14 protein-coding genes and 1 tRNA gene are annotated in these 15,114 nt (G+C 34.4%); 8 read left to right on the top strand and 7 right to left on the bottom strand.

The window, feature by feature from the left end; genetic code table 11:
• The first annotated feature begins 101 nt into the window (after positions 1 to 101).
• Positions 102 to 2,216, top strand: a complete 2,115-nt coding sequence (locus tag ACNQGN_RS08515) for a glycoside hydrolase family 97 protein (protein WP_417987404.1) — start codon at positions 102 to 104, stop codon at positions 2,214 to 2,216.
• Between the two features lie 127 nt (positions 2,217 to 2,343).
• Here ACNQGN_RS08515 and ACNQGN_RS08510 read toward each other — a convergent pair whose 3' ends face one another.
• The 4 genes from ACNQGN_RS08510 to ACNQGN_RS08495 all read right to left on the bottom strand — a co-directional run bounded on the left by ACNQGN_RS08510 (position 2,344) and on the right by ACNQGN_RS08495 (position 6,627).
• Positions 2,344 to 2,793: an FKBP-type peptidyl-prolyl cis-trans isomerase gene (locus tag ACNQGN_RS08510; RefSeq protein WP_417987403.1), complete on the bottom strand. Its 450-nt coding sequence runs from the start codon at positions 2,791 to 2,793 to the stop codon at positions 2,344 to 2,346.
• A 178-nt stretch (positions 2,794 to 2,971) separates the two neighbouring features.
• Positions 2,972 to 4,186 carry an MFS transporter gene (locus tag ACNQGN_RS08505; RefSeq protein ID WP_417987402.1) on the bottom strand — a complete coding sequence of 405 codons (1,215 nt, stop codon included), beginning with the start codon at positions 4,184 to 4,186 and terminating at the stop codon, positions 2,972 to 2,974.
• 213 nt (positions 4,187 to 4,399) lie between these two features.
• Positions 4,400 to 5,440 carry a Gfo/Idh/MocA family oxidoreductase gene (locus ACNQGN_RS08500; protein ID WP_417987401.1) on the bottom strand — a complete coding sequence of 347 codons (1,041 nt, stop codon included), beginning with the start codon at positions 5,438 to 5,440 and terminating at the stop codon, positions 4,400 to 4,402.
• Between the two features lie 116 nt (positions 5,441 to 5,556).
• Positions 5,557 to 6,627 carry an NADH:flavin oxidoreductase/NADH oxidase gene (locus ACNQGN_RS08495; protein ID WP_417987400.1) on the bottom strand — a complete coding sequence of 357 codons (1,071 nt, stop codon included), beginning with the start codon at positions 6,625 to 6,627 and terminating at the stop codon, positions 5,557 to 5,559.
• Positions 6,628 to 6,825: 198 nt separating this feature from the next.
• On the opposite strand from ACNQGN_RS08495, the gene rseP reads away from it, so the two are divergent.
• The 7 genes from rseP to ACNQGN_RS08460 all read left to right on the top strand — a co-directional run bounded on the left by rseP (position 6,826) and on the right by ACNQGN_RS08460 (position 12,245).
• Positions 6,826 to 8,169, top strand: a complete 1,344-nt coding sequence (gene rseP, locus ACNQGN_RS08490) for an RIP metalloprotease RseP (RefSeq protein ID WP_417987399.1) — start codon at positions 6,826 to 6,828, stop codon at positions 8,167 to 8,169.
• 138 nt (positions 8,170 to 8,307) lie between these two features.
• Positions 8,308 to 8,381 (top strand) — tRNA-Asn (locus ACNQGN_RS08485).
• 223 nt (positions 8,382 to 8,604) lie between these two features.
• A complete protein-coding gene (locus tag ACNQGN_RS08480; protein WP_417987398.1) occupies positions 8,605 to 8,946 on the top strand; it encodes an Arm DNA-binding domain-containing protein in 342 nt (113 codons plus the stop codon).
• A 563-nt stretch (positions 8,947 to 9,509) separates the two neighbouring features.
• The gene (locus ACNQGN_RS08475) at positions 9,510 to 10,079 is read left to right on the top strand and encodes a hypothetical protein (RefSeq protein WP_417987397.1); all 570 of its coding nucleotides are present in this window, start codon (positions 9,510 to 9,512) and stop codon (positions 10,077 to 10,079) included.
• Entirely contained in the window at positions 10,069 to 10,587 is a 519-nt protein-coding gene (locus ACNQGN_RS08470; protein WP_417987396.1) for a helix-turn-helix transcriptional regulator, read from the top strand. Before ACNQGN_RS08475 ends, ACNQGN_RS08470 begins: the two co-directional genes overlap by 11 nt.
• Positions 10,587 to 11,012: a hypothetical protein gene (locus tag ACNQGN_RS08465; protein ID WP_417987395.1), complete on the top strand. Its 426-nt coding sequence runs from the start codon at positions 10,587 to 10,589 to the stop codon at positions 11,010 to 11,012. Before ACNQGN_RS08470 ends, ACNQGN_RS08465 begins: the two co-directional genes overlap by 1 nt.
• A 279-nt stretch (positions 11,013 to 11,291) precedes the next feature.
• Positions 11,292 to 12,245, top strand: coding sequence for a sugar phosphate isomerase/epimerase family protein (locus ACNQGN_RS08460; RefSeq protein WP_417987394.1), 954 nt, complete (start codon positions 11,292 to 11,294; stop codon positions 12,243 to 12,245).
• A 270-nt stretch (positions 12,246 to 12,515) separates the two neighbouring features.
• Here ACNQGN_RS08460 and ACNQGN_RS08455 read toward each other — a convergent pair whose 3' ends face one another.
• The 3 genes from ACNQGN_RS08455 to ACNQGN_RS08445 all read right to left on the bottom strand — a co-directional run bounded on the left by ACNQGN_RS08455 (position 12,516) and on the right by ACNQGN_RS08445 (position 15,009).
• Positions 12,516 to 13,607 carry an ImmA/IrrE family metallo-endopeptidase gene (locus ACNQGN_RS08455; RefSeq protein ID WP_417987393.1) on the bottom strand — a complete coding sequence of 364 codons (1,092 nt, stop codon included), beginning with the start codon at positions 13,605 to 13,607 and terminating at the stop codon, positions 12,516 to 12,518.
• A gap of 11 nt (positions 13,608 to 13,618) precedes the next feature.
• On the bottom strand, positions 13,619 to 13,951 hold the full coding sequence (locus tag ACNQGN_RS08450; protein WP_417987392.1) for a type II toxin-antitoxin system RelE/ParE family toxin: 333 nt from the start codon (positions 13,949 to 13,951) through the stop codon (positions 13,619 to 13,621).
• A 347-nt stretch (positions 13,952 to 14,298) separates the two neighbouring features.
• The gene (locus ACNQGN_RS08445) at positions 14,299 to 15,009 is read right to left on the bottom strand and encodes a hypothetical protein (RefSeq protein WP_417987391.1); all 711 of its coding nucleotides are present in this window, start codon (positions 15,007 to 15,009) and stop codon (positions 14,299 to 14,301) included.
• Positions 15,010 to 15,114 lie beyond the last annotated feature (105 nt).

Here is a 15,114-nt window from a genome sequence, read left to right as displayed (position 1 = left end):
AATTAAAACTTTGAATTTTCCAATAAATCGATTTCGTGAAAATAATGTTGACCACATTCACTATTAAACCTGAAAATTAATTATTAAATTTTATTTAAAAAATGAAGCATTTTCTTATTACAGCCTTAGTATGGCTAGCATTTTTTAACTCCGCTAAAGCACAGCAGTTAAAATCACCAAATGAAAAATTTGTGATGGAGTTTTCATTACAAAATGACGGAACTCCTAGTTACAGTTTAAATTACAAAGGCAAAGCAGTTGTAAAACCAAGTAAATTAGGTCTTGAGTTAAAAAATGATAAAAAATCACTATTGAACGATTTTACTGTTATTGACACAAAAACAGTAAGCTTTGATGAAACTTGGAAACCTGTTTGGGGAGAAGTTGCTTCAATTCGCAATCACTATAATGAATTGGCAGTAACATTAAATCAAAAAGGGACTGACAGACAGATTATTATTCGTTTTCGTTTGTTTGACGATGGACTTGGATTCCGCTATGAATTCCCTTCACAAAAAAACCTAACTTATTTTGTAATTAAAGAAGAAAGAACCCAGTTTGCAATGGCAGGCGATCATACTGCATTTTGGATTCCCGGTGACTATGACACCCAAGAATACGATTATACCACTTCAAAATTGTCTGAAATTAGAGGGTTAACTGAAAAAGCGAAAACTGCAAATGTATCGCAGACTTCTTTTTCTCCTACAGGAGTTCAGACCTCGTTAATGCTAAAAACAGGTGACGGACTGTATATCAATTTACATGAAGCGGCATTAATCAACTATTCATGTATGCATCTGAATCTGGATGATAAAAACATGGTATTTGAATCGTGGTTAACACCAGATGCTAAAGGAGATAAAGGATATATGCAAGCTCCAAACCATTCGCCGTGGCGTACCATAATTGTTAGCGATGACGCGAGAGAAATTCTTGCTTCAAAAATGACTTTAAATTTAAATGACCCTTGTAAAATTGAAGATACTTCATGGATAAAACCCGTTAAATATGTGGGTGTTTGGTGGGAAATGATTACCGGAAAAAGCTCATGGGCTTACACCGATGAATTCCCTACGGTACAACTTGGCGTTACTGATTTTGCAAAAGCAAAACCAAACGGAAAACATGGTGCAAATAATGCTAATGTGAAAAAATATATTGATTTTGCATCCAAGAATGGGTTTGATGCAGTATTGGTAGAAGGCTGGAATGAAGGTTGGGAAGACTGGTTTGGGCATTCAAAAGATTATGTTTTTGATTTTTTAACTCCTTACCCAGATTTTGATGTGAAAGGCTTACATGAATATGCAAAATCGAAGGGAGTTAAAATGATAATGCACCATGAAACTTCAGGTTCTGTACGTAACTACGAGCGTCACATGGATAAAGCGTATCAGTTTATGAAAGACAATGGATACGATGCCGTGAAAAGCGGATATGTTGGTGATATCATGCCAAGAGGTGAAAACCATTACAGCCAATGGATTGTCAATCATTATCAATATGCTATAGAAAAAGCAGCTGATTACAAAATTATGGTTAATGCTCACGAGGCTGTTCGCCCAACTGGTATTTCAAGAACGTATCCAAACTTGATCGGCAATGAAGCGGCAAGAGGAACCGAATATCAATCTTTTGGAGGTTCTAAGCCAAATCACGTAACAGTATTGCCTTTTACACGTTTAGTAGGTGGACCTATGGATTATACTCCGGGTATTTTTGAAATGGATTTAAGCAAACTTAATCCTAGTAATAATTCACATGTTAACAGCACAATAGCTAATCAACTGGCTTTGTATGTAACGATGTACAGTCCATTGCAAATGGCAGCTGACCTACCGGAGAATTATGATCGCTTTCCGGATGCTTTCCAGTTTATCAAAGATGTAGCTGTAGATTGGACTGACAGCAAATATCTTGAAGCTGAACCAGGTCAATATGTTACCGTTGCCCGTAAAGCAAAAGTGACGAACAACTGGTTTATCGGAAATGTAAATGGTGAAAATTCTCGTACTTCTACTATCAAGTTCGATTTCTTGGAAAAAGGAAAAAAATATATGGCTACGATCTATGCAGATGCAAAGGATGCGCATTTTAAAACAAATCCGCAAGCATATACTGTTCGCAAAATGGCTGTGACCAGTAAATCAAAACTGTCACAATTCAGTGCTCCGGGTGGAGGCTATGCCATAAGCATTGTCGAAATCAAATAATCAAAAACAAAGAGGCAGTCTAAAAATTTAGACTGCCCTTTTATTTTAGCATTATCGTTAAAAACCAGATGACTTAGAAATACTCAAGACAACACGGATTCTCATCCTAACATCTAAGGAATAAATTCTAATTTATTGAAATAAGTTTAACCTCAAAAATGAGTACAGAACCTCCGGGAATACCCTTATTATCATTATTTCCGTATCCTAGGTGAGCCGGTACCAAAAGGATACCACTACCGCCTTCTTTAAAATAAGTGATTCCTTCTGTCCAGCCTTTTACGACTTCTTGCAAGTTAAATGAAATGCCTTCTGCTTTACTTTGATCAAATACAGATCCGTTTGTAAAGTAACCTTTGTACGCTACCGTTACATTAGAGGTTGTTATTGGCTGCTCTCCAGTACCTTCGTCACTAACTACATAATACAGTCCTGAAGCACTTCTTTGCACCGTTAAATTATTTTTTGCTACATAAGCACTAATTTCTTTTTCGTTTTGGGCAATATAATCGACTTCCTTGTCTTTTGAACAGGATACACAGAGCGTTAGAACTAGTGCAAAAAGGATTTGTTTCATGGTAAAATTTATTTAAAAAAGGCAAATATAGTAAATTCCTCCTGTAGCCGCAGTGAAAAACAACATCCTCACAACTAAAAGATTTACCTTCTAAAACAAAAATCTGTAATCCCGAAACTACACATCATTTACTAAAAAGCAACATCTTAAATCAACTACAGATGTTGGGTATCAAAAACTAGTCTTGAATTGCCTTGATTCTGGAAACCATTAGTGCAATGAAGAATCCAAAAATACCAATGAAAGCGAATGAAAATCGCAAACTAAATACCTCAGCTATATAACCAATTATTGGTGGGCCCATTAAAAAGCCAAGGAAACTTACGCTAGAAACAGCTGTTAAGGCTTCGCCTGTGGGGATATTTGGATTTTTCCCAGCAATGCTATAAAGAGTTGGTATAATAGTGGAAACTCCCAATCCCACAAACATAAAAGCGATGGTTGATGGAATTATGAACGGAAAAAATACGGCGGTAAATAAACCTACCGAAATCATGCAACCGCTGATTTGCATCACTGTTTTTCGTCCAAATTTATGACTCAAACCATCTCCAAAAAATCGGCCACCCGCCATCATAATCATAAAAGAAGTATAGCCCAAAATCACCAATGGTCCGGGCGCTTTCACAACATCTTTGAAATAGACACCGCTCCAGTCAAACATGACTCCTTCGCTTGCCATGCAACAAAAACCAATTATTCCTAACCAAATCAGTGTGCTATCTGGTTTTCTGAATCCTTTTTTCTTTTCTGTTGTAACGGTTTCTTTTGCTTTTATTAGAAATTTAAAATTAAAAGCAACCAACAAAAGTACAATTGCTGCAACAATTAAAAAATGTTGATATGGAGTAAGATCCATTGCTAACATTCCCAATCCTACCAAAGCTCCTGTAAATCCAGCTAAACTCCACATGCCATGAAAAGAAGACATGATGGTTCTTTTAAAAAGTCCTTCAGTATAAACACCTTGAGTGTTAACAGAGATATTCGAAAAATTACCGAATATTCCAAACACAAATAAAGCCAGAGACAGTTGCCAGGCATGAACAGCTAAACCAAGATTCGTCAGACTGAAAACATACCCTAATAATGCAACTATTAGGGTGCGATGACTTCCAAAACGAGTTACTAATCTACCTGAAAAAGGCATTGCTACGAGCTGTCCTAATGGTAATGCAAATAAAATACTGCCTAAATCGCCTTCGCTTAAATGCAATGTTGTTTTAATATCCGGTATTCGGCTCGCCCAAGAAGCAAAACACAAACCCAGACCAAAATAAAACATTGATACTGCCCAACGAATTCGGTTCAAATAAGAAATTTTAGCGTCCCTATATGTTTTCTTATATTTTCCCTTCGCTTTGAACCTGCCCAAAAAGTTTAAATCTATCAAAAGAATTAGTTTTAGAATTTCTTAAGGTCAAAAGTACAAAAAGCAATCGTTCATTATGTCGAAACAACACATTTGCCTAAAAATACATCGTTATTGTTTATAAAAAATGAACTCTGTTGCCTAACAAAAAAGCGATATCCGCAGATTCATTGATTTTTAAACTTTTATAGAAATCGAATCTGCGGGTAAATTGCTAAACATTCCGGATCCAACTTATAGACCAATTACTTTCTTTTCAGCGCTACTTTGAATTGCAGCTTCAATAATTTGCATTACATGAACTCCGTCCTGAGCAGTTACCGGCTCTGGTGTATCATTTAAAATGGAATTGTAAACTCCGTCAAAAAAATCGTAGTAATTGCCTTGAAGTGTTGGGACTTTAGCGTTAAAGATGTCGTTTTCAATTTCAGTGTGTAAAGTACCTTCTTTACTGTTAGGCTCTTTTCCCCAAGTATCTAAATTAGGTTTTTTTCCAAGTTTTAAATCGTCTTCCTGCACATCGCCACGCGGTTTCAAGAAAGAACCTTTTTTACCATGAATCATATAAGACGGCACGGCTTCTCTGATAAAAAATCCAGCTTTCAATCGGACACGAAAATCAGAATAATACAACAAAATATCTATATAATCGTCCACTAGAGAATGCTCTCGCGTAATTCTAATATCAGCAAAAACAGATTCAGGCAAGCCAAATAAACACAAAGCCTGATCAATCAAATGAGGTCCTAAATCCTTTAGAATTCCGGCTCCGGAATTGGCAGTTTCTTTATGTGACTTTGGGCTCAAAAGAGGATTGTAACGATCAAAATGGAATTCAGCTTCCACTATTTCACCCAATTTTTTTTCCAAAATGATTTGCTGAATAGTTTTAAAATCACTGTCCCACCTTCTGTTTTGGAAAACGGCTAGTTTTACTCCTCTTTCTTTGGCCAAAGCAGCTAGTTCTTTTGCTTGCGCAACTGTTGTGGTGAATGCTTTCTCGACAATAGCATGTTTTCCGGCTAGCAATACTTTTTTGGCATATTCATAATGCGTATCCACTGGCGTATTCACTATTACCAAATCCACATCATCTTCGAGTAAAGCCTCCATTGTGCTATAACTTTTAACCGAAGGATAGTCCTCCCGGATCAATTTTTTACTTCTTTCCCATGAACCAATCAGTTCAAAACCTTGGTGAAACGATATAAACGGAGCGTGGAATACTTTTCCAGACATTCCGTAGGAAAGTAAAGCAGTTCTTATTTTTTGCATGTGCTTTTTTTTTAGTCGAACACGAATTTATAACTTTTAATTTTAAAACTCAATGAACTTATTTATTCCTATAGGATTAAACGCTGAAAAATATATGAAAAACAGAAGGGGCTTAGTTATTTTATTTTGGCTCTTTCGTATTGCTTTGCCCATTGAACATCCACATGAAGTTCCTCTGCGAATGTCAGTCCTAAATTTGGATTCCTAAGCGATTCTCTTGCAAACAAAACCAAATCTGCTTTTCCAGTTGCAATAATTTCCTCTGCCTGACCAGATTCTGTGATTAATCCGACGGCACCTATCTTTATTCCAGTTTCTTTTTTTATTCTTTCTGCAAAAGGAACCTGGTAATTTGGTCCCAACAAGATTTGTTGATGTGATACCAATCCTCCCGAAGAAACATCAATTAAATCCACTCCTTTTTCTTTCAGTATTTTCGAAAACTGTACTGATTCTTCGATGTTCCAACCGCCTTGCGCCCAATCCGTAGCGGAAATCCTAACAAACAAAGGCAAGTTTTCAGGCCATTCTGATTGTACTACTTCCACTACTTCAAGAACCAAACGGGTTCGGTTTTCGAAACTTCCACCGTACTCGTCTGTCCTGTAATTAGATAAGGGAGAAAGAAACTGATGCAATAAATAACCATGAGCCGAATGAATTTCCAGAACTTGAAAACCAGCTTGAACCGCTCTTTTGGTAGCCGCTTTAAAGTCTGCAATCACTTTTACAATTCCTGCTTTATCTAATGCGATTGGTGCTTTCTCATTGTCATGATATGCGATAGCACTCGGTGCTACTGTGTCCCAACCGCCTTGGTTTTCGTCTAATTTCCTGCCTCCTTCCCATGGTGCAGCTCCGCTTGCTTTTCTCCCGGCATGTGCCAATTGAATTCCGGGAACTGCATTTTGACTGACAATAAAACGATTGATGATTTGTAACTTTTCAATTTGTTCGTCTTTCCATAGCCCTAAATCTTCAGGGGAAATTCTGCCTTCGGGAGAAACTGCAGTCGCTTCCTGAATAATTAGTCCTGCCCCTCCTGAAGCACGACTGCCCAGATGCACAAGATGCCAATCATTGGCAAAACCGTCCTGCGCTGAATATTGACACATTGGAGAAATAACGATTCTATTTTTAAGGCTGATGTTTTTTATTTGAAGTGGCGAAAATAATTTTGAAGACATAACTATTTATTTTAAATGCATTTTAAATAAGATAACGAAAATCCGTTTCAGAAAAAGTAAAGTTACGAGACATAGCTGAAAGGAAAAATTGAAATTTAATTAATTAACAAACATTTAAAAGGGTCTGGAACAATTATTGCAAATTAAACAAATAGAAAACCTTACTTTTGTAAGTTGTAAAAGAACTAAAATTAAAAAATGGACATAGTTATCAAGCTTTCTCAATTTTTATTGAGCTTATCATTACTTATTATACTTCACGAATTAGGACATTTTATTCCTGCTAAATTGTTTAAAACCAGAGTCGAAAAATTTTATTTGTTTTTTGACGTTAAATATTCCCTTATAAAAAAGAAAATTGGCGAAACTGAATATGGTATCGGTTGGTTGCCTCTAGGTGGTTATGTAAAAATTTCCGGAATGATCGACGAAAGCATGGACAAAGAGCAAATGGCTTTGCCACCTCAACCATGGGAATTTAGATCTAAACCAGCTTGGCAACGTTTGATTATTATGTTGGGTGGCGTAACTGTGAATTTCATTTTGGCATTCATTATTTATATCGGGATGGCATTTGCTTATGGTGACACCTATATTGCAAACTCAGATTTAAAAGACGGTCTTTTGATAGAAAACAAAGCCATGCAAAACGCAGGGTTTAAAACTGGTGATAAAATCATCTCGATTGATGGTGAAAAAGTAGTAAAATTCGACAATGACATTAACATGAAGATTGTCATGGCAAAACAGGTTTTGATAGAAAGAAACGGAACAGAACAATCGATCACAATGCCAAATGATTTTGTGGATCAACTCTCAAAGTTTGAAAAAGGATCGTTAGTTGACATTAGGATGCCATTTGCAGTTTCTGAAATTTCAGCAGGATCATTGAATAAAGAACTAAAACCAAAAGATATCGTTATTGCGCTTAATGGACAGCCAACAAAATATTTTGACCAAGCTAAAGCAGTTTTAGAAAACAACAAAAACAAGACGATTAGTGCAACGGTTTTAAGAGACAGCAAAGAAGTCCAGGTTCCTGTTATTGTTTCTAAAGAAGGAAAATTAGGGATTGGTGTTGGAGGTTTAGGAATAGCTTCACTTGAAAAACTCGGTTATTATAAAATCAGCAAACAGGAATTTAGTTTATTAGAATCTATTCCGGTAGGGCTTGTAAAAGGGAAAGATCAACTAGTAGGATACGGAAAACAACTAAAAATGATTTTCAGTCCAAGTACTGGTGCCTACAAACAAGTGGGTGGCTTTAAAGCCATCTTCGACATTTTTCCTAATACATGGAGTTGGGAAGTTTTCTGGACGATCACCGCTTTATTATCAATAATGCTTGGTGTGATGAACTTATTGCCGATTCCAGCGCTTGATGGTGGTCATGTGATGTTTTTATTATATGAGATAGTAAGTGGTAAAAAACCAAGCGATAAATTCCTTGAGAACGCTCAAATGGTTGGTTTCGTATTACTTATAACACTGTTGTTATTTGCTAACGGAAACGATATTTACAAAGCAATTGTAGGGAAGTAAAAAAAATTGAAAAAAGTTTTAATTTTGTTTGCTAAAAACAAATTAAGCCCTATATTTGCACCGCTTTAGAAGTGAAACACACGTCACTAATAAACACTTAAAAACGTTCATTCGATACAAGAATAAAAATACACAGTTTCCTTCTTAGCTCAGTTGGTTAGAGCATCTGACTGTTAATCAGAGGGTCCTTGGTTCGAGCCCAAGAGAGGGAGCTTTTTAAAAAGACTTTACAGCAATGTAAGGTCTTTTTTGTTTTAAGGCGGTAGTGAAATCAGTGCTTCACAAGGTTCTATTAAAAAATGGAGATTTTGTCATTTGACAACTTTGATATAGTTTCTTTTATAAAAAAAGGCAACATATTAGGCAACATCTCTTTTTCTAAAAGGCAACACTTTTTATTGTAACTAATTGTAGGTCTAACTTAAACCAAAAGTTATGACAACAGAAAATTTTAAAATTCTATTTGTTCAAGCAAAGAACAGAACAAACAAGAAGAATCAATCCCCATTGTATTGTAGATTAACCCTGAATGGTAACAGAAAACAACTTAGCACAGGCATTCATATAGAAGCTGACTATTGGGACAACAAAAGCCAAGTAATTCTAAAATCTCATAAATCGGCAATTCTATACAACTCTCAACTTGACACAATAAAATCAAAGGTCAATAGCATCTACATGATTTTAAGATTACGGGAAAATCCTTTTTCTGTTGAGGACATTCACGATAAACACTTAGGCAAAGAAATAAAGAAAAGTGAATTTGTTCTTTCCTAATAGACTCTTACAAAAGGCATTTAAAGGTGACCTAGTATGAATAATGAAAGGTACAAGAGAGGATTTTGTTAAGGAGTACGGACAAGAACCACTTGGCATATTCATTAGAAGTATTATTGGTCTAGATGTAAAAGCAGCATAAGATGCTTTTGCAGACTTTCTAAGCAATGGAAACCTAAGAGCAGACCAAATAAAACATCATTTCGTATCTTACTGTAAACGGCGCTATAGAGCCTAGTGTGCTCTTTGAATCACCATTTACAAATGCAAATGACAAAGGTTTATTAGGGGTTTTTGATGATAGCGATGCTCATAAAGTAATCAGCATAATAGAAAAAATCAGTGAGAATGCTATGATCGGGTAAAGCAGATAGAGATAAATATCCTTTTTAGGAAAACAAAGAGGATGTTACAAATAGTCTACAACCTATTGTTTTTAAAGTCTTTGCGAATAACATAAGATGTAATTGAGGAAGAAACAAGACTTTATGTTAATAACTAAGTTTCCATAGTATTGTAAAATCATATAATTTTGCTAAAAAATAAACCTATAAGTTGATTTTATGAAAATAGTTCCTATATTTGCCCAAGAAAATAAGCAGGGATTATTTTCTATTCACTTTCTAGGAGAACCAGAAGATGAAGCAACTAAATGTATCGACCAATGGTTATTAGACCCTCAATATTTACACGATTTTTTCACTTTGCATCAAAACGATTTGAATAGTGGTTATTATGGAAAAACTATCAGCATTCAACAAGCAATTTCATACACAAGGGATGAAGCCTTATTTTTATTTGAAAGACTCAAAGCATTGGCAATTTCTGGAACAAAAAGTAATGACGAAACATTATCATTAGCTTTTAAACCGTTACGAGACGGTGACTATTCTCAAAAAGAACTTCAACAAGAAAAAGCCAAAACAAACAGCCAGAAGAAATGGTTACGTATATACGCCATTAGAATAGCACCCAATACATTCATAGTTACCGGAGGAGCAATAAAGCTCGTAGGCGCGATGAATGACAAACCACATTTACAAAAAGAATTACTAAAATTGAATGACGTTAGAAATTATCTAAAAGAAGAAGGAATTCTAGACCAAGATGATTTTGAAACGTTTGAAATTTAAAGCCATGACACAAAACGAAAGATTAGAAAAATTTGCAAAATTAGTAAGTAATGAACCATCTAATTTTCTTGCAAAGTTGGACCATTATAAAACCAACAAAAAAAGATTAGATCAATCAGCAAAAGTAGCAGTTAATGTTCTTGAAGCATTAAAAGACAAAGGTTGGTCACAAAAAGATTTAGCAGAAAAAATGAACGTTTCTGCGCAGCATGTGAATAAAATTGTCAAAGGCCAAGAAAACATGACTTTTGAAACGGTTGATAAGTTAGAAACCGCATTAGGAATTGTCTTGATGGAAATTATTGATTACAAACCAGTAAATAAAATTGAGATTAAAGCTCAAGTTATAAAAGCAGTTCAAGAGAGTTGGTCAGAAGATTTGGCTTCAACCAGCAATTCTTATTTTAAATCATTGAATAACTTTAAGAAAAAAGAAGGGTCAAATATGAAAATTGTTTATAACAAATTAAATCAAACAACTTTTCAACCTTTAGAAAAGGCAATGTAATGGAAGATAATAATAAAATTAGTTTCAGCTTAATTCAGATAAAAACTGAGCAGTTTGCTTTATTTCCAGAAAATTACTCTGAGAAAGATAAAATCAAACTAAATACTAACTTGACTTTTGGATTAAATTCAGATGACAAAAGATTTTCAGTTACAACGAAATTTACTTTTGAAATGAAGAAAAAACCATTCATGAGTATACAGGTAAGTTGTTTCTTTCAAATTGATGATTCAGCATGGAAAAGTTTTGCAAAAGAAGACAAAATGATTTTCCCGAAAAATTTTGTCGCTCATATGGCAATGCTTACTATCGGAACAACTAGAGGGGTTTTACACGCTAAAACAGAAGACACTACCTTTAATCAGTATGTTCTACCCACAACGAATGTTGCTGAAATAATTGATGAAGATGTAGTTTTTGATTAAAACAAAAAGATATAGCCATTATTAAATCAATAAAAAAGGCATACAATTCGGTAACATAAAAAAGTAAAACAACGTAAAGTCTTGGTTTTACTGCTAGTCACACTCCTTGGTTCGAGCCCAAGAGAGGGACCTTTAAAAGCCTGACAGCAATGTCGGGCTTTTTTTATGTGTAAAAATTAGCGCTTAGTGATTCTTAAATTTTCGAAGGGACCACTTTTATATAAAATTATTTTTTATTTCCAAATAATTGAATAAATTAGAGGTTGTAAATTCCGCACTATGAAACGACGTCAATTTCTTCAAAGCACTGCCCTATTTTCTGTAGCATCTTTAGTAAACGCAAATGAACTGTTTGCCAGAACTCCATTAATCAATAAAGTAGGCTTGGGTTTATTCTCTATACCAAAAATGCTAGAGAATGACTTTGATGGCGCTTTTGCTATGTTAGCTAAAATGGGATACAAAGAAGTGGAATGTTTTGGACCTTATGAATTCAGTACTGAAAAAGCAAAAGCTTCATGGAATTCCGTTACACCCCAATTAGGATTCAAAGGGAGTGGTTTCTTTAACAAAACAGCTTCTGATTTTTTTAAAGCAGCAAAATCAAATGGCATTACTATTCCTTCCATGCATACTGATTTAGATACACTATCAAATAATATGGGTCCATTGGCGGAAACCGCTAATTTAATTGGCGCAAAATATGTGGTACTTCCTTCCATTCCGGATGCTGAAAGAAAAAACCTAGACGATTATAAACGAGTAGCAGAAAAATTCAACTCGATTGGTGCTCAAGCCAAGAAAGAAGGAATTCGTTTTGCATATCACAATCATGGCTATGGCTTAAACAATGTGAATGGAGTTATGCCATTAGATATTATTTTTGATCAAACCGACCCTAGCTTGGTTTATTTTGAAATGGATCTTTACTGGACAATAGCCGGTGGAGCAGATCCCGTTGAATTATTCAAAAAGCATAAAGACAGGTATAAAATGGTGCATATAAAAGACATGAAAGAAGCAAAAAGATTTGCAGGAGATGGTGGTGATGCATCACAATGGATTAGCCTTTTTCCTTACATGACTTCATCTGGAGAAGGTGTACTAGATTTGCCTACAATACTTACTGCTGCAAAACAAAACGGTGTTGAGCATTTCTTTGTTGAACAGGATATGGTACAATCACCCGAAATAGCATTGAAAAAAAGTATCGATTATTTAAAAACCCTTTAAATTTATATAGGTTCTATTCTTAGAGAGAGAGCTTTTTTAAAAAGAGGTTACAGCAATAGAGGCCACTGAAAAAGTCTTTTTAAGAATTAATTTATTAATAAAACGGCGTAGAAACAGATCAATCCGAAAACCAGTACGTAAGCAAAAATTAAGCATAAATATTAGTCAGTCTGAAAAGGGAAACGCAATGCGAGTCTGTCCGTTTTTTTATCATACAAGTTCAAAACAATTAATATTCGACTAAAGAGATGAATATTTCTATTGGTTTTACTACGAACAAAAATCTATTGGTTTACATAAATTATTACCCATACCAAAAGGAACTAACTTTAAATGTTGTAACCTTCCAATTATAATGGCTGGATGCGTTTTAAATTTATTAGCGTAGCTAACAACATCATTTTCTGTTAAAGTATGATTGTTCGTTATTTCTTGTTCTTGTTCTTTATTCAAAAGTAAATTTGCTGAAAATTCATTTGCTTCATTTTCATAAACTTGATTTTCTCCATCATATTCAATATTTTCAATTGAAATGTATTTTTTACCGTGAAGTAAAATATGTCCAATTTCATGAAAAAAGGTAAACCAAAATATATCATTCCTTCTGTAACGTCCACTTAATTGTACTAATGGCACATCATTTAACCATCTTGTTGAACCGTGAATTGGTGCTTTTGGCAAACAAGGAGTATGTACTACTTTCACACCGGCATAGCTGCACAATACTTGTATCTGACTGAAAAAATCATTGGGTTGTGATGCCATAATTGTTTTTAGTTTAGGCAAAATTTCGTTTAATTTTTTTTTGTCAAATTCTGGAACATTAAAAGCATCAGCTTGAATTTCTCCTTGTCTTAACCAAGCTGCAATAGCTCCAGCATTTTCATTCTCTTTTAATGAAATTCTAAAGTTGACTAATAGTTTTTGATTATGATAAAAATCGTAATATCCTTTAGTATTAGAAACTTCAAAGTAGTCAAAAAGGTTTATAACCTTTACCTCTTTTTTCGTGGTTGGCTCAACCCAACCCAATAAAGCCATTTTAGCATAAGGAAAGGTTTTTGACCATTCAACTCCTTCTTCTATTGTTTTTTGATATTCAACTCTTGCTAAATATTCATCATAAGTTCTTTGCCTGTTAATCCAAAAATGAGCAGGAATTTTTAATACTTGTTCAAATAAAATTCCCATTTCAGGGGTAATCCCACTTCTTCCATTCAAAACATCTGAAATTGTTTTTTCAGGTTTTCCAGTTCTTACTGCGAATTCTTTTGCTCCCATTTCTTTCTCAGCTAAAATTTCTGACAAAGTAGTGCCGGGATGTGAAACTGACTGAGGGTAATATTGGGTAATTGTTGTCATTTGTTTTTTTGTTAGTGATAATCTTCAATTTTAATTATTTCAACTCCTTTTATCGCTATCCAGATATATTGACCGTCCTCATTGGTAGGGATTGGGTCTTCGTGAGGCTCAAAAATTAATCTATAAGGATGAACTAAATTACAAGCCCATTGTCCTTTTCTATTCCCAACTAATTCATGGTATTTGCCAGGCAAATGTCTAACATCCTCTAAAGTTTGTGCCGCTGCTAAATCATCAAGTCGCTGTTTAAAGAGTCCAGCTTCTCGTTTTCCAAGTTTATTTTCTGCTAATCTGTCATCATTAGCATACTTTCTTAATTTGTTATCATCAAACGTAATTTTCATGCAAATATATATTTTTTTGTTAACAGTAAGTGTTAATTAAAATTATTTTTTTGTTAATTTATTTTAACTCCAGTAGTATGTTTATCAAATACCAAAACTGTATTGATGTTCTAAAATTTCACGAGGCATACCTTGGGGAGGGGCCTATTTTGTTGTTATCAATCCAATGGAGTATAGATATAATCTCAACATTTTATTGAATCATAAAAATACTGTTATTTTTCAGAGTAAAGAGGGTAATTTTTTTTGGCTTTATTAGAAATATACAATTCAAGCCAACCTAACAGAATTGCAAAAAAAAAGAAGCTAACAACTGTAGCCTCTTTTAATTCTTTAAATTCTTTTAATTACCAAGTAGTAATTGTTGGCGGGTCAGTAAAATAATCAGTAAATCTTCCGCTACCGCCGGAATTCCACAAGCTTGCATAAATAAGCTCATTGTCAATGTAAAAATTAAAATCCCCTGACAAATCACTATTGATATTTGACACATAACGCATGGTGCCATAGTCTCCCATATTAAAAACCATATCAAAATTATAATTACCCGCATTGTTTTTAGTCCAATCAAAGTCAATATTAAAATTTGACGTAGATGGCACACCAACAACTGATAAATTTATATCGTAAGTCCAATGACCAGCTGTACCATTTGTGTTCTGCCATCCATTTATCGTTGCGTAACTATCCCCTTTTAAGGTTATCACATAAGTGTATTCATATTTCTCCCCCATTAGTTTATAAGAATAATCTACAACATAGTCACCAACACTCCAATTATAAATTGATGCCGAAAGAGAAAGCTTACTTGTTAATGACTTAGCTGTTTTTTTTGTATTGGACTGGTTCATAAACATTCCTCCCATATTCATATATGCTTCCATAGCACTAATCTGCTCCCAAGTCACTGGCGACTTAGATTGCAAAGAAGTGGGGACTTTTGCAGTTAAATTTAGAGTCGTAATTGCAGGTTTAAAATCACCAGAATCCTCAGAGGATCCATCACTACAACTTGATAATACTAATGCTAATAATAAAAAAGTTAACAGATTTTTCATAATCGGAAGAGTTTAAGTTAAACGTAATGAAAAAACAATAAAAGTAAATTGTTCCCTGTAAATAAACTCATATTAACTTGTTTATACAATACCCACTTTTAGTGA

Source organism: Flavobacterium rhamnosi (assembly GCF_048286515.1).
In the GTDB taxonomy this organism is placed as follows: Bacteria; Bacteroidota; Bacteroidia; order Flavobacteriales; family Flavobacteriaceae; genus Flavobacterium.
Note: the sequence above shows the minus strand (reverse complement) of the source record. Positions and strands in the feature narration are given on the sequence as shown.